This window comes from Bdellovibrio sp. HCB2-146 (genome assembly GCF_047345725.1).
Classification (GTDB): Bacteria; Bdellovibrionota; Bdellovibrionia; order Bdellovibrionales; family Bdellovibrionaceae; genus Bdellovibrio.
Genome location: NZ_JBLEQP010000001.1, coordinates 1,007,847 through 1,022,404, shown reverse-complemented (window position 1 = coordinate 1,022,404; position 14,558 = coordinate 1,007,847). Strand labels below are relative to the sequence as shown.

14 protein-coding genes are annotated in these 14,558 nt (G+C 45.3%); 10 read left to right on the top strand and 4 right to left on the bottom strand.

Features of this window, described 5'->3' with window-relative positions; translation table 11 throughout:
- Window positions 1–163: 163 nt before the first annotated feature.
- Window positions 164–967 carry a TIGR02147 family protein gene (locus ACLWOR_RS05000; RefSeq protein WP_413939578.1) on the top strand — a complete coding sequence of 268 codons (804 nt, stop codon included), beginning with the start codon at window positions 164–166 and terminating at the stop codon, window positions 965–967.
- Here the strand turns inward: ACLWOR_RS05000 and ACLWOR_RS04995 are convergent.
- On the bottom strand, window positions 964–2,787 hold the full coding sequence (locus ACLWOR_RS04995; protein ID WP_413939577.1) for a sulfatase-like hydrolase/transferase: 1,824 nt from the start codon (window positions 2,785–2,787) through the stop codon (window positions 964–966). The two genes, ACLWOR_RS05000 and ACLWOR_RS04995, sit on opposite strands and share 4 nt — an antisense overlap.
- A 77-nt stretch (window positions 2,788–2,864) precedes the next feature.
- Between ACLWOR_RS04995 and ACLWOR_RS04990 the strand changes: the two genes are divergently transcribed.
- Window positions 2,865–3,494: a MotA/TolQ/ExbB proton channel family protein gene (locus ACLWOR_RS04990; protein ID WP_413939576.1), complete on the top strand. Its 630-nt coding sequence runs from the start codon at window positions 2,865–2,867 to the stop codon at window positions 3,492–3,494.
- 3 nt (window positions 3,495–3,497) lie between these two features.
- On the top strand, window positions 3,498–3,905 hold the full coding sequence (locus ACLWOR_RS04985; RefSeq protein WP_413939575.1) for an ExbD/TolR family protein: 408 nt from the start codon (window positions 3,498–3,500) through the stop codon (window positions 3,903–3,905).
- A 72-nt stretch (window positions 3,906–3,977) separates the two neighbouring features.
- Here ACLWOR_RS04985 and ACLWOR_RS04980 read toward each other — a convergent pair whose 3' ends face one another.
- Complete coding sequence (locus ACLWOR_RS04980) at window positions 3,978–4,367, bottom strand: response regulator transcription factor (protein ID WP_413939574.1); 390 nt, start codon at window positions 4,365–4,367, stop codon at window positions 3,978–3,980.
- A gap of 8 nt (window positions 4,368–4,375) precedes the next feature.
- Window positions 4,376–6,232: a sensor histidine kinase gene (locus tag ACLWOR_RS04975; protein WP_413939573.1), complete on the bottom strand. Its 1,857-nt coding sequence runs from the start codon at window positions 6,230–6,232 to the stop codon at window positions 4,376–4,378.
- A 165-nt stretch (window positions 6,233–6,397) separates the two neighbouring features.
- Between ACLWOR_RS04975 and ACLWOR_RS04970 the strand changes: the two genes are divergently transcribed.
- Entirely contained in the window at window positions 6,398–6,901 is a 504-nt protein-coding gene (locus ACLWOR_RS04970; protein ID WP_413939572.1) for a hypothetical protein, read from the top strand.
- Between the two features lie 305 nt (window positions 6,902–7,206).
- Complete coding sequence (locus ACLWOR_RS04965) at window positions 7,207–7,863, top strand: hypothetical protein (protein ID WP_413939571.1); 657 nt, start codon at window positions 7,207–7,209, stop codon at window positions 7,861–7,863.
- Window positions 7,864–7,920: 57 nt separating this feature from the next.
- Here ACLWOR_RS04965 and ACLWOR_RS04960 read toward each other — a convergent pair whose 3' ends face one another.
- Window positions 7,921–9,159, bottom strand: coding sequence for an MgtC/SapB family protein (locus ACLWOR_RS04960; protein WP_413939570.1), 1,239 nt, complete (start codon window positions 9,157–9,159; stop codon window positions 7,921–7,923).
- A gap of 314 nt (window positions 9,160–9,473) precedes the next feature.
- Here ACLWOR_RS04960 and ACLWOR_RS04955 point away from each other — a divergent pair, with 314 nt between their 5' ends.
- The 5 genes from ACLWOR_RS04955 (at window position 9,474) to ACLWOR_RS04935 (ending at window position 14,446) form a co-directional block, all read left to right on the top strand.
- Window positions 9,474–10,061 carry a diacylglycerol/polyprenol kinase family protein gene (locus tag ACLWOR_RS04955; RefSeq protein WP_413939569.1) on the top strand — a complete coding sequence of 196 codons (588 nt, stop codon included), beginning with the start codon at window positions 9,474–9,476 and terminating at the stop codon, window positions 10,059–10,061.
- A 9-nt stretch (window positions 10,062–10,070) separates the two neighbouring features.
- Window positions 10,071–10,925: a CDP-diacylglycerol--serine O-phosphatidyltransferase gene (pssA, locus tag ACLWOR_RS04950; RefSeq protein WP_413939568.1), complete on the top strand. Its 855-nt coding sequence runs from the start codon at window positions 10,071–10,073 to the stop codon at window positions 10,923–10,925.
- The gene (locus ACLWOR_RS04945; RefSeq protein WP_413939567.1) at window positions 10,909–11,913 is read left to right on the top strand and encodes an aspartate-semialdehyde dehydrogenase; all 1,005 of its coding nucleotides are present in this window, start codon (window positions 10,909–10,911) and stop codon (window positions 11,911–11,913) included. The genes pssA and ACLWOR_RS04945 overlap by 17 nt, the downstream gene beginning before the upstream one ends.
- 101 nt (window positions 11,914–12,014) lie before the next feature.
- On the top strand, window positions 12,015–13,391 hold the full coding sequence (locus ACLWOR_RS04940; protein ID WP_413939566.1) for a CFI-box-CTERM domain-containing protein: 1,377 nt from the start codon (window positions 12,015–12,017) through the stop codon (window positions 13,389–13,391).
- Entirely contained in the window at window positions 13,388–14,446 is a 1,059-nt protein-coding gene (locus tag ACLWOR_RS04935) for a hypothetical protein (protein ID WP_413939565.1), read from the top strand. Before ACLWOR_RS04940 ends, ACLWOR_RS04935 begins: the two co-directional genes overlap by 4 nt.
- The last annotated feature ends 112 nt before the right edge of the window (window positions 14,447–14,558 follow it).

Below are 14,558 nucleotides of genomic sequence, written 5' to 3'. Positions count from 1 at the left end.
AAGGTTTGAGCAATTTCGGTTTCCATACGAGCAAAAGTCCTGCCGATGGAAAGGGTTTTACAACAATGCGTATCATGGACGATAGATTAGATTAGTAAAAAGTTATCAATATTTTTAGCTAAATGGTTAACACTCTGTAAGTTATCGGATATACTGGTGTTATATGGACATTTTTTCCTACGACGACTACAAAATTTACGTAAACGACTGGATTTCCTCACAAGAAAAAGGGGGGTACGGGGAGTACAAACGGATGGCGGCAAGCCTTGGCGTTTCTTCCACAATGATCAGTCAGGTGTTCAAAGGCGACAAGCATCTGAGTCTGGAGATGGCCAATGAGGTTTGTGATTTCCTAAGTCTCAACACCCAAGAGGTCGATTTCTTTTTCTTGCTTGTGGAGTATCAAAGAGCGGGAACGTACAAGTTGAAACAGCGGTTACATAAACGTGTTCTTGAGTCGCGGAGTCAGGCATTAGATCTTAAGAATAGAATTAAAAAGACAAATATACTGACAGAGGAAATGAAATCTATTTTCTACTCAAGTTGGATGTATGCGGGAATCAGCAACATCGTGGCTATTCCCGAGTACAATCATGCCTCCGAGATTTCGGAGCGCTTGGGAATTCCGAAAAACTTGGCGGCAAAGGTTATTGAATTCTTATTAGAAGCCAATATTTGTGTTCTGAAAGATGGAAACCTCGATGTGGGAACGGCACGAACACATGTTCCGTTTGATTCTCCTCATGTGAACAAGCATCACCAAAATTGGCGGATGATGAGTTTGCAGAAAATGCAGATGAAAAAAGAAGAGGATTTCTTTTTAACGTTTCCGATGAGTCTTTCAAAAGAAACCGCGCAACAGATTCGAGAAGAGCTTCCGGCATTTATTCAAAAAATTGATAAATGGGTAGGACCGTCACCGTCTGAAACCGTACGTTGCTTGAATATCGACTGGTTTGAGTATTAATTGCTTTCTGCTACTTCTGGAGTAGAGAGCGATTTATAGACTTGGATACGAGTCTTCGCAAGTTCCGGAAGGTGTAATGCCAACTCAGTTCGCGAAGGTGCAAAAATATTTTCTCGCGACGTATCCCAAATCATTCCTGCTGCAATATTGGTACGTTGAATAAGTTGATCCAACATATAATAGCGGAAAGAGCGTTCAAACTTGGCGCGCTGGACGTCACGTGACAAACCGCGAGCATCAGCACGCAACCAATCAATGAGTTCCAGGAACAGAGGATCGTTGCAAGCTTTAAGCAAATGAGCTTCGACTTTTTCACTGGTGAGCAGAGCAAAGCAGGGCTCTTCAATACGCGCACGTTTGATATTTAGATTTTTTTCAGCCACGTACTGCCAAATAGCCATTTGATTTTTGGTCCCTAGATTTTTCAGCGTTTCCCAGTCCTTCTGGTTCAAAGCGATTTGCGCTGTCCAATTGGCTAAATCCAGACTGCGCGGGAAATTCGAGTTCAAGCGTTTGAGATCGCGTAACAGCTGCGCTTCTTGATCAGTTCGCATCCATCGTGCGAAAGGAATTCCTAGCTTCGCTTTCCACTCAGGATTCACGCCACCGAACGCAGGGAAGCCACCTTTGCGCAAAACTCCCTGAAGCTTTTGAGTTGTGCGCAGAATACTTTCTTGTAGCAGCGGCAATGGATTAGTTTCGAGGCGATCAACAAGAGTATTAAAAAGAAGAGGTGCTTCATCGTTGATATAGAGAACATGTCCTGAAAGAGCGGCCGTTCGCAAAGGCCCTGCTCCACGCCAAGGTCCCCAACCTGACTCGATAAGAAGTGATCTGTCTTCAGGGCCGAGATCAGGACTTGGATTTTTCAGTGCGCCTACGAGCGAATGACCACTGACTTCAGCTCCCGCCGGATCAATCAAACTTTCGCCTAATAATTCAAAGAGAGTGCGACCCAAATCGACCAAAGACACGTTTTGATCCATCTTCCAATAGATGGCTTCATCACGTTTTTTAGTTTGCGCAGGTTTAATATAAAGAGCCACTTGGGTGTTTTCACTGTGGAGATTCAGAGGTGGCAATTCTCCAGGGCGTTCACTTCCCGTATGACCATTGAGTCCAACAAGAATCACCGTGGTGTTGTCCCAGCGATTCATTGCCTTCAAAGAAAGAAACAGTTCAAGCAGGCTCTCGTCGAGCTCATCCAACTGACTGTCAAAACTGAGGTTGCGAAGCTCACCGAGATCTGTGGTTGTCGGAGTTGCCGTGAATAAAAGATCGGGAACATAAATGACACTAAAAAATGGTGAAGATCCGGCTTCTTGTTTTACCCACTGAGTGAATAAGGGAATATTTTTTTTCAACGGGCGATAGAGACTGCCAAAGTTTGGATTTACGTTGTCTTCAAAGAGTTCAAAGCCTTGTTGCAGTCCAGTGCGACGGAAAATCGGTGCCCCTCCCGAGAAAAAAGCAGTGCGATAATCCTTCTTCAGGGCCAACTCAGATGCGAGTTCAAATTCTGCAGCTAGACCTGGTCCTCCATTGTGACGCACCTTATGTTGATAGGGGTAGAGTCCAGTTAGAACCGAAGCGAGTGCGGGCGCTGACAATGTTGAAGGTGTAAAGGCGTGTGTGAAGCGCACTGATTCTTTGCAAAGTAGTTGAAACCCCGAGCGTTCATCGGTGTCTGCGCACGGAATATCCGTCGAGATCAGCTCATTAACAGCGATAACAAGAATCGAGCTTTTGTCGTTTGTCTTGCATGAGATCTGGACCAAACTCATAAGCAATGCAAATGTGATGAAAATGAGCTTCAGCATACCTTGACCATTTCAAAGGGTTTTAGAGATAATGTTCCAATAACTTTGCACAGTCAAAGATTTGGAGGAAATCACCCATGCTCGCAGAGAAAGTTTTTGCCGTCGCCCACTTAGCTGATCAAGTCGTCTTATGGATCCTAGTGGTTCTAAGTATCTTGAGCATCGGGATGATTTTAGAGCGCTTTTTTGCGCTTAGAAAAGTATCCGGAGAATCACAAAAAGTTCGCGCTCAAATTAAGCGCGCTCTTGAAACAAACAGCGTTGAAGATGTAGAAAATATCGCGCGCGATATCAATTCTGTTGAAGGCCGTGCGGCTGGATACGCAATGAAACATATGAAAGATTCTGGCAGCCGTGGGTTGGAAGAGATTTTCAATTCATATGCTTTGACAGAAAGACCTGAGTTGGAAAAATTCTTGGGCTTCTTGGCAACGGTTGGTTCCAACGCCGTTTACGTCGGTCTTTTCGGTACAGTTCTTGGTATCATGAAAGCCTTCAACGATTTGGCGAATGCTCCAGAAGCAGGTCAACAAACCGTGATGGCCGGTATCTCGATGGCTCTTGTTGCAACAGCAGCAGGTCTTTTCGTAGCGATCCCAGCGGTTATTTCCTACAACGTTTACACCAAACAAGTGCGCGGTATTTTCCAGAGTTTGGACAGCGTGAAAGAGCTTTGCCTTGCTTACGCTAAGAAAAAAGGAATCTAATCCATGGCAATGAAAAATAGTCATGACGATCATGACGTAATGGCGGACATGAACGTCGTCCCTCTGGTCGATATCATCCTGGTGGTATTGATCATTTTCATGGTGACGGCGCCGATGTTCATGAAGCCGACAATCAACGTCAATCTACCGAAAGCAGCCAGCGGAGATCAAACGGCGCCAAGTAAACTCAATATCGCGCTGACAGCTGACGGTCGCATTAACTTGAACGGCAGCTTCGTGAATGAAGACGCTGTAAAAGCCAAAGCAACTGAAGAGGTTGGTAAGAACCTAGAAGTTCAAGCGATCATCTCGGCTGACAAAGACGTGCCACACGGTAAAGTCGTGGGCCTTCTAGATATCGTCAAAGGTGCAGGCGTTAAAAAGTTCGCGATCAGTATTGACAAGAAATAATCGAATCGGAAATTTAAAAACGAAAAAGGAAGGACGAAAGCCTTCCTTTTTTATTTAACATATATGGATCAACTACGCGGTTGTTACTGGAAATTGATTCGTGATCGTGCTTGCGAGCTTTCTAAACTCCAAAGGCTTAGAGAAAAATTGCATAGCTCCGACGTCCTTGGCTTTTTTTTCATATTCTGGAGTGTCGTAAGCCGTGCAAACGCAGTATTTTACCATTGGAAATTGAGTCTTAATTTTTTCAATTAATTCGAAGCCGTTCATGTGAGGCATATTGATATCGGTGATTACTAAAAGCGGTTGATTCTGCGCAAGTTCTCCCAAGAGTTTCAAACAACCTTCTCCGCTGCTAGCAGTATAGATCGTATTAGGATAGTCTTCGAGTTCGGAAGAGAGGCAGAGCTTTACTAACGGTAAAAGGTCTAATTCGTCGTCGACAAAAATAATTTTCAACATCTTATTACCTATGCCTTTCCGTGAGGAATTTCGAGAGTAAACTTACAAAACTCATTTTCCACTGATTCAAAGTATAAACGACCATCATATTTTTTTGCCAGATCAATACTCATCGAAAGACCAAGGCCGGTGCCTTGTCCAGGTTCTTTTGTTGTAAAAAATGGCGTAAAGATATTTTTTTGAATGTTTTCTGGGATTCCCACTCCGTTGTCTTCAACCGTCAACGACACGACGTCGCCGTCACGTTTGATCCGCACCTTCAAAAGGGCCTTATCAATTTCGTTGTAGCCCCATTTTTTTAACAGTGAGAAAATAGCATTATCCAAAAGATTAGCGACGATGCGGCGGCACTCTTCGGTGTGCATGACAACGTGACAGTCTTCGCCAGAAACCTCAAAAAGGTGAGGGATGTCGATATTATTTTTGACCCGAAAAGCCTTTAAAGAAAGCATCATCATTTCTTCAACGAGCTCGACAAGATTAATGTCGGACCGTGGCCCTACGTTCTTTTTCGCCGAAATCAGAATGCTTTTAACCAACATATCGATGCGATCAGCATGTTTTAAAATCACACTGCAAAGTTCGTCAGCTTCGTGTTGGTTAATTTTCATTTTCCCGTTTAAGTAACCGCGCAGAATTGAAGCGGAACTACTTAAAATACTCAGGGGATTTTTGATTTCATGAGCCAGTCCGGTCGACAGCACTCCCAGGCCTGCCATTTTTTCTTGCGCGATCATTCTCTTCTGCATGACCTTGATTTCGTTCAAATTGTCTTCAAGGTCTTGCGTTCTTTCACGTACCCGAACTTCGAGCTCGTCACGAATAGCGACGGCCCGGTCGTACTGTTGAGAAAGGCTTGTGAACTGGCGACCAAAATAAACCGTGACCAAAATGGCAAGTCCCAAGAAAGCAAATGCAATCACAATAAAGTAATTTCGCCAATACTGCACCAGCGATTTAACTTCCGAATTTGGAGTAAAGATTTGAACTTTCCATCCCAGTGAATCAGGGACCTGATTGCTTTGCAGGGGAGCCTCAATCGAAAAGCCATTTTTTGATTCGTTCTTTTTGAAATCAAGAGTTGGATCGCCCAAGCGAGTCAGTTCACTCCCATCGCCTTTGACTACTCGAATAACGGAGTCACCCAACCCCAGATCAACGAATTTGGCGTACTGTAATTCCACCGCCACACGAATCCAATCTAGACGAGCATAAGTTACAAGAACACCTTTTAAATTTCCAAAAGTGGCCGCCGTCGCGAAAATGGAATAGCCGTTTTGAGTGTTTGGAATAAGTTTGAGAATGGGGCCTTTATTCACGACATCGAAAAAGACACCTGTTGATCCCCGAGGTGATTTTTCAGCAAGGTCGGTCCCGATAGTCTGAGTAAACCAAGCAGTTCGTCGAATCTCTTCGGGAGATACCTGTATCAGTGCCGGAATTTTCGCTCCGGTTAAATCTGTGGTGTTGTGGAAAACAGGTTTTCCGTTTTGATCGACGAACAAAATAAGGTCATACAGGCGATAGAGATGTGCATAGCTATTTAAGAGTCGCACACCTGCAGCTGTATTCATGCTCGGAATTTCTTTAAGCGCACCGCTGATTGCGCGAATATCGCTATTTCGCTCGAAAAATTGGGATCCAATTTGTTCGCCGATAGACTGAGCTTGGCTGAGGTAAACTTTTTTAAGGCTGTCACTGACCGAATTCGAAAACACGGAAATGATAAACAAGCCAAGGAGTGCGACCAACAAGAACAAAGAAATAATAAAAAGAGAAATCGTTCCGACAAGGTTTGTTTTCGATGCCATGTCAGGAAAGTAACTGACTTCAAAGTCTGTATCAAAGCAATTGCGCATTCGCATAGATGATTTTTCTGCTCCCGAGTTTCCTCTTGTGGTGCGTGCAAAAATCAAAATCCTTCTGGCTGAAAGTCATGAATCCCCTCTAAGGTCGAAGAGGTTTTCGTTGGAGCGATCTCATTTTGACACACCTAAAGTCCGGCTTGAAAACTCCGATTAGAAGTTATCATGAGTCATAAGTTTTCAACCGACGCAAAATTCTTAACGATCACGACGCTGATTGTTCTCGCTCTAGGAGCGAAGACTTTTGCGAGTTTGACAGAGCCAGATCCAACACCCGTCGCGGATGTAGTTGCGAAAACGGGTTCTGTGAAAGCAGATCGTTCGCCTTCCAGTATTCCTGATTCAAAAGAAGTAAAACCACGTTGGGATCGTTTTGCTCAGCACGACTTGAGCTGCGCGAAAAAGGCAACGAGCTCGTTGGTTTCTATTAACGGCAGTTTCGTGCAAATCCAAGGTCGCAATTGCATCAAAGGATTTAAAGCGGAGTCGCTCGAAATCATCAATCTTAAAAACGGTTTTACGGCTTCAGTTTTCGAGAGCGGTCCGAATCGTTATCAAACAGATCTCATTCAGCTAGAGCAAGGCGATAACGAAATCGCTATTCGCTATAAAGAACGCGGCGGAATGATGGTTGAAGAAGTTCTTAAAGTTCACGCAAATCGCATCTAAAATCACCGAGGACATCTCCACGCATTTATCAGTTTTTCCCTCACATTCGAGAGGGAAATGCACTGTTGAACTCTTCAATCGGGAACAGTTTTGCCGACAATTCGAAAAACTCAATGAAGGTAAATAACTTCATGCAGTTACAATTCCAAGTCTTGAATAGAGACACTTCTGCGCATAATCGTTAGTCGCATTAATTTAATACGGGCATTGTGATTTCGAACACTTGCGTGCTGGCTTCCTTTTTGAATTACAGAATCACAACGACAACACGCTCACTTAACTTAAAACAACATCAGGAGATGAACTTGAAAAATCTAATTCTGTTTCTGGGAATTCTTGTATCGGTATCAACGGGTTTCGCTAAAAAAGGCGGAACAGAACCGAGTGGCGGTGGAACGACAGTACCGCTTTCACCACTAAAGGTTTTTAGATTTGAAGGAGTCATTCCTCCTTGTGAAAATAACGTCTTTAATATTTGTGACACACTAGTTCCGGGTATGCGCTTTAATCTGACTTACTCAGTAAATCCTAATGCCGCCTTCGATCGTAAATTCACCGAGAACTATCCGGGTGCGGCTTCGAATTTAACACTCGAGATTATTGGTTTTGCCACGTACACAGGCAGACGAGGCGATGTGCTCTTGCACTCGAACGGCGTCGGTGGAGCGGTCTATTACCAAGTTAGCATGCTGGATCTTGAAGGTGGCTTGCCAATTCCAAGATTTTCTCGCCCGGGTGCTCAAAACGGAGTTTCCATTTATATTTTGTTTGCAGATAACAGTGCCTCAATGTCTTCCCTCCTAGGTAAAACGTTGCGGACGGCGGCTCCAGATTTGGATTTCCAAAAGTTCACCGAGACGACTTTGAACTTTGTTATCAAAGGTGCGTTTGAAGGAAGTGGTAAGGCTGGAAATTGCACTCAATGCTTCGCTACCGAGTTCCTACTTACAAATGCAAAGTAAGTTTCAAAATTTAGAAAGCACAAAGCCCGCAAGTTGAAAGACAGCGGGTTTTTTCATTTAAAAGAAAAGCGGTCCTACAAATCCCAAAACCAAAACAAGTAAAAACCCGAGAAAGCTGCCCTTGGCTTTCCAGTTTGCGTTTTTTGAGCTGGCAATCAACGCCATCTTCGAAACTAATGAAGCCACATAACCTAAAGCCATTGCGATAATCAGGCTTTCAGAAAAACTTTCCGTGGCAGCCAGTGCAAACGTCACGCCTTGAAGTTCAAAGAGACCGCTTAAAAAACTCACCAGCCATAAGGCCTCATCGCCGACGAAATCTGCGGCGGCTTTGGTGAGTGCGATAATAACAAATAAGATCACCGCAAAGCCGATTTGATTTTTCCAATTCAACGGATCTTTGGTTTCGGCCTCGGCAACGGTTTCCTTTCTTGAAATAAAAAAGCAAACCACGGTCGTGATCACGATAACTCCAAGTACGACAGCAAAACTCCAAAGCAAGGCATGGAAGAGTTCCATCGAGTTAGCAACGATAATCGTAATAGATAATATCGTGGTTGCCGCAATCGACATCGCACCATAGGAGAGGGAACTAGCCACAGAACTTTTTGTTTCGCTTTCCATAGTCTGACGAATGTGTGCGAAGGCAGCAGTGCTCGAAACCAAACCAGCAAGAAATCCACCCAGAACAAATCCCACTCGTTTGCCAAACATTTTTAATAAAACGTAAGAGAGAAATTGCACAAACGCGAGAGCCAGAACCAGGCTTCCCAATTTAAACGGAACAAACAGGCCCCAAGGATCGACGGGTTCGCGGGGAAGCAGAGGTAAAATGCCGGCGCCGACCACGATCAAAGAAATCATCGCATCGGCTTCTTTTTTCGTAATTCGTTGGCGCGTGAAGTGATGCAACCACGTGCGCCCTGCGAGCAATGCTAAAACGAAGGCTCCCAGAATGCAGGCAATGAGGGGTTGCTTCACGCTGATAGATCCTAAAACAAAAACGCAAAACGCAGAGACTTCAGTCGTGAAGCCATAATCCGCGCTTTCAGCATTTTCAGTGGTTCGCCAATATCCTAACAAAATTGCGGTCAAGACAAACAAAGTCGTGAGGGCCGCATAAAACTCAGGAATCCCAGTTCCTGTAAAAGCTCCCAATAGCCCAATTAAAGAAAAAGTCCGCAGTCCAAACGCCTGAGTTTCGGAGGCTTGCGAACGCTCCCTTTCGAGTCCGACAATAAATCCGATTAAGAGTCCCAACCAATAGGGCTGCAGCCCGTCGATTACATCGGTCACAAATCCCCCACGGCTCTATTGAAGACCTCACATTCCGTGGGTGGCAATTGCGATTCCCTATCGAGAAGGCCTTTATGAAGACTTACATGGCTGTGTCGAGGGGCATTTGGTTGTTATATTTATAAGTAAAAACACAAACTTGATGCAAACGGCTAGAGTAAGATCAATTCCTTTGATATTAATAGCTTAAGCCTTTAAGTTAGCGCCTCGTTTGCATTCGAAGGATGAATTCAATCATGATTTTTGAAGGGCTAACAGAAACTGTGGGTTTAAAGAAACGTTCTGACATACATTATGCTCGGAAGATCTGGCATATGTCAGGAGTCTTCACGATGTTTTTGGCCTATACTTATTTGCCGCCAGCTGTGTCCATGACAATTCTTGTTTTGGCTTGGTTCCTATTTGTTCCCTTCGATTTCTTACGTCAAAGAAACGCAGCTCTGAATGATTGGGCCGTTCACGCATTCAAACCGATCATGCGTCAAAGCGAAGTTAAAAAACTCGCTGGTACGACTTTCTTATTAAGCGGTGTTTTGCTGGTTGATATCATTTTCCCGCGCCCGGTTGTGGGTTTGACTCTTCTTTTCTTGGCGTTTGCAGATCCAATCGCCTCTTACTTTGGGATCCTTTACGGTAAAGATAAGATCTTTGGTCACAAATCCATTCAAGGATTCATGGCAGCATTCTTTGTTTGTGCTGCTTTGACGTTCGCGTTCTTGTTGTACCACAACTATATGATGGATCGTTTGATCGTTGTCAGCTTGCTTGCGGGACTTGTTGGCGCTTTCGCTGAATTGATTCCAGTTGGCAAACTTGATGACAATCTAACACTGCCAGTAATGAGCGCGATCGGCCTTTCTATCCTCTTTTATTTCTTTGGATTTTTCGCTGTTGTCGGGTAGATTCCTGACATGGCAGATCCGACACAATCACATATCGACGCAGAAGAAGCCAAAGCACAACGCTTGGCTATGTACATTTACATCCTTCCAAATTTGATGACGACTGGAAACTTGTTCTCAGGTTTCTTCGCCGTTCTTCAAACAATCAAAGGAAATTATCTTTACGCAGCTTATGCGATTGTTGTCGCCGCAGTCTTCGACCAACTTGATGGTCGTTTGGCGCGTTTGACTCGTTCGACTTCTAAATTCGGTGCAGAGTACGATTCTCTTTGCGACCTTGTCAGCTTCGGTATGGCTCCGGGTGTTTTGTTGTACTTGTGGGCGCTTCAACCATTCGGCCGTTTGGGGTGGGTGGCTTCTTTCTTGTTCGTAGCCTGCGGAGCTCTTCGCTTGGCGCGATTCAACGTTCAAGCAAACGTTGTTGAGAAAAACTATTTCCAAGGTCTTCCAATCCCAATGGCAGCTGGTATCGTGGCTTCTTCTGTTTTGGCGTTCCAAGACTTGGAACTCGATGCCATGGGTAACGTGGGTCTTTTGATCATGACAGTGCTTTTGGCATTCGTGATGGTTTCGAATTTCCGTTTCCGCAGCTTCAAAGATTTGGATTTGAAAGAGCGTTTGCCTTTCCGTTACTTGATCTTGGGTGTTTCGATTTTGGTTGTTGTCGCTCTTCGTCCTGAAGTGATGCTCTTCGTATTGTTCTTGGCCTATGCAGGTCTTGGAACAGTTTTTGGTGTGTTCAGACTCGGAAAAAATATCCGTAAGATCAAACCTAGCGTCTATGCTCCGGCACAAGTTCATGAAAGTGATCTTGTTCTAGAGGAAGAAGAGGAAGAGGCACCAAAAAATGAAAAGAAAACTTAAAGTCGGTGTTGTCGGCGCGACCGGAATGGTCGGCCAAACTTTCATGAACCTCATGGAAGAAAGACAGTTCCCAGTTGCGGAACTTCGTCCTTTTGCATCTGAAAATTCTTTGGGTAAAAAAATCGAATTGCAGGGTCAAGCGTGGCCTTGCCAAGTTCTCAAGGAAGGTTGCTTCGACGGCCTTGATCTTGTTTTCTTTTCTTCTGGTGATGATATTTCGAAAGAATGGGCTCCAAAAGCAGTTGCTGCAGGTGCCTTCGCAGTTGATAACTCAGCTGCTTACCGCATGGATCCCAACACGGTTCTGGTTGTTCCAGAAGTAAACGGCGATCTTGTTGGCCCGGGTTCAAAACCACAAATTATTGCCAATCCAAATTGCTCAACGATTCAATTGGTTGTCGCGCTGAAACCTTTGGCCGACAAATTCGGTATTGAAGAAGTGCGTGTGAGTTCTTATCAAGCCGTGAGTGGCGCTGGTAAAGATGGCCATGATGAGTTGCTTGCGCAAACTTCAAACCATCAGGCCGATCACAAGCCAAAAACTTTCCCGCACACGATTTTGTTCAATGCGATTCCGCAAATCGGTTCTTTCAATGATGAAGGTTATTCTTCGGAAGAAGTCAAAATCATGAAAGAGACGCGCAAGATTTTGCGCCAAAATGATTTGAAAGTGTCCGCGTTCACGGTTCGTATCCCGGCATTGAATGCGCACAGTGAATCCGTATGGGTGACTTTGAAAAAAGATGTGACTCGTGATCACGTGATGGCAGCGCTTGAAAGTGGTGAAGGCCTTGTGGTTCAAGACGATCCCAAGCGCAGCGTTTATCCACTAGCTCGTGATGTCAGCGGTAAAGATCCTGTTTATGTTGGCCGTGTTCACCGCGATCCAGAGAATTCAAAACTTTGGTTGATGTGGGTGGTATCTGACAATATCCGTAAGGGGGCTGCCCTCAACGGAATCCAAATCGCCGAAAAAATCTTCGGCTGACCGCGGTTAATAGACGAAGGTCCGGTTGGCCTTTTGACAAGGCTATAGCCCCATGATTCGATGAGAGGATGGGGTTTTTCTCTAAGTTACAGCCTATATATTTGTTGGTAAGCGCGCTCTTAATGGGTTCATCTGCGCTGGCAACCGTGACTTTAAGTGGAACCCCGACAGGTGCCTCTGGTGTCGTCACTGAAGTTGGTGAAGACGGAACGACGACGAAGACAACTATATATGCTGGTGTGACCGGCTCCTGCGCGGGGGGCTCGACCTCGACTTGTAACACTTGCACAGGAACGCCTGTTACGGTTGGCGCTACAACCTATCAAATTTCTCCCTGCAATCCTACCAACGCTCATCAAAATCTCCTTTTGAACATGGAGTTTTCAGTCAGCAACTCATCCGTGACGTCTTCGACAGATGTCACTGTAAAAGTTGGTGAAAATGAAGTGACATCAGGACAAGTGACTCACACGTATTCCGGCGGTGTTCTTTCGGTTTCGGTGCCTTGGGGCGCGCTTTGTTCAAAAACCAGCGCGAATGCTTCAACGGATTGTTCAAAATCTTTTACCGATGATTTAGTTGTCGGATTTAAAAACATCGGTGGTTCTTCAGGATCAACAGACACGGCGACGATGACCATCAGCGTGAGCTCTGTTGATATGACAGCTATTACAACGTGGTTCTATACGGATTGCGACGTTGATAATGGTGGGGCCGAGCCGACAGTGAACATGGGCTTTTGCCATTTTGAAACTTATCCCGGAGATGCCAAGATCTACGCGGATCGACTGTTTGTTCAACCCAACGGTTATCCGAATTCGATCAGCGATGTCGATTACCGCGGGATTGTGTTTTTCTACGAAGAACAATTGAGTGGTGAAACCAACGCGCAAACTATCGCACGTATTACGAACGCTTCGCCGATGACGTCCATCAGCCTTAATACGCGTGCCAGTCCCCCTGTCGGTGACAATCGCATTACTGGTTTAAACAACGGATCGACATATTGCTTTGTGATGGCCAATCAAGATCGGGCCGGAAATATCTACTTCATCACACCGGTTGGAAATGCTCCGTCTCCTCGTCCCGACACAGAGCTTTGTGGGACTCCAGAAAAAGTCGTAGGCCTTCTTGATGACAAGTCCTGCTTTATCGCAACAGCGGCGTTCGGTAGTGATATGGCGCCTGAAGTTCAATCCTTCCGTGATTTCCGTAACGAGTTTTTGTTCTCAAATAAATTAGGAAAAGAATTCGTGCGCTTCTACTACAAACACAGTCCGTATTATGCCAACCGCATCGCTCAAAGCGATGCGGCTCGTGGTGTTGTGCGCTTGATGCTCTGGCCACTTTTGTTATTTGCAAAAGTATCTGTGGCATTTGGATTGTGGGCGGGAATTGCTTTGATCTTTGCAACATTGGGTTCAGTTGTTTTGATTTATCGTCGTTTCAAGCTGCCTAAATCTCGAGGTGTGGCGTGATCAGTCGTTCTTCCATATTAATGGCTTTGCTTCTGATCTCTGCTATTGGTGCGAAAGCCCAAGTCAAAGAGTCAGCTCCTCAAGAACCCCCTTTTGTTCAGGAAGACTCCGAGTTTGACGAAAGCCTGCGCATTGAAGACGAAATCATGAGTGCAGAGCCGAACCAACCGGTGCCACCACCTCCATCTGAAAAGAAATCTGTTGATCTCAACGAGAATGTGCCAGAAGCCGGATCCGTCGAAGATGAAATGAATCAGATTGGAAGCGACGTCGTTGAAGAAGCTCCTCCGATTGAAGATGAACCTGTGGTCGCAGCTCCGGTGTATACCGCTCCTGTAGTCGTACGTAAAAATCCAAAAGGTGGAACCGAATACATTCATCATCCTCAAGCCGCAAAAGGTTTGATGAGAATTGAAAAAGACGGAACTTACGTATATCGCACCGAAGAAGACAAAAAATTTTCGCAAACGGGAAGCTTCCGTGTGGGGATGATGGACGCTCCACGCATCACTGCCTCTGACGGAGTGACGACATTTAAAACAATGTACACCAAGGGTCCCGTTCCAGTTATCAGCTTCGACTTTGAGTGGAAGCCATTTGATTGGATGGGAAATCTGGCGGTGCAAACGGGTTTTGGAATTATCGTCGCGCAAGGCCGCGGTCGTTTCGTGGATCCAAGCCAAACTTTGATTCCGAAGGAAGAATATACTTTCGCAGCTGTTCCTCTGAACTTGGGTGCCCTTTACCGTATGCAATGGAAAGATCGGCAAGCGATTGCACCTTTTGTGAATGCCGGTGGAACTTACTTCCCAGTCGTTGAGTTCCGCGATGACGGTGAAGGTCCCAACGCCGTCGGAACGCCCGGTGGTTATGCCGGCGCAGGCTTGATGTTCAACGTCGGTTCGCTTGATCGTGAGACATCTTTCAGTCTCACAACAGAATACGGAATCAAAAACCTCTGGGTCGTCCTAGAATACCGCCAAATCGTAACAGTCTCCGAAGATCTCGACTTCACCGGAGGCCTGGCAAATCTAGGCATCACAACCGACTTCTAGGTACCTGCTTCCTTTCGTGTCGAAAAGGTACCAGGTTCCTTTCTTGCCGAAAAAAGTATATCTTTGGGCGAGTCCACCTTTCTCCTGCGCTTTCATTCATGTAGAATTACCT

Coding starts and splice junctions, on each gene's coding strand:
- ACLWOR_RS04985 (WP_413939575.1), top strand. CDS start 3,498: ATGGCAATGAAAAATAGTCATGACGATCATGACGTAATGGCGGACATG.
- ACLWOR_RS05000 (WP_413939578.1), top strand. CDS start 164: ATGGACATTTTTTCCTACGACGACTACAAAATTTACGTAAACGACTGG.
- ACLWOR_RS04995 (WP_413939577.1), bottom strand. CDS start 2,787: ATGCTGAAGCTCATTTTCATCACATTTGCATTGCTTATGAGTTTGGTC.
- ACLWOR_RS04945 (WP_413939567.1), top strand. CDS start 10,909: ATGAAAAGAAAACTTAAAGTCGGTGTTGTCGGCGCGACCGGAATGGTC.
- ACLWOR_RS04980 (WP_413939574.1), bottom strand. CDS start 4,367: ATGTTGAAAATTATTTTTGTCGACGACGAATTAGACCTTTTACCGTTA.
- ACLWOR_RS04970 (WP_413939572.1), top strand. CDS start 6,398: ATGAGTCATAAGTTTTCAACCGACGCAAAATTCTTAACGATCACGACG.
- ACLWOR_RS04955 (WP_413939569.1), top strand. CDS start 9,474: ATGTCAGGAGTCTTCACGATGTTTTTGGCCTATACTTATTTGCCGCCA.
- pssA (WP_413939568.1), top strand. CDS start 10,071: ATGGCAGATCCGACACAATCACATATCGACGCAGAAGAAGCCAAAGCA.
- ACLWOR_RS04990 (WP_413939576.1), top strand. CDS start 2,865: ATGCTCGCAGAGAAAGTTTTTGCCGTCGCCCACTTAGCTGATCAAGTC.
- ACLWOR_RS04975 (WP_413939573.1), bottom strand. CDS start 6,232: ATGCGAATGCGCAATTGCTTTGATACAGACTTTGAAGTCAGTTACTTT.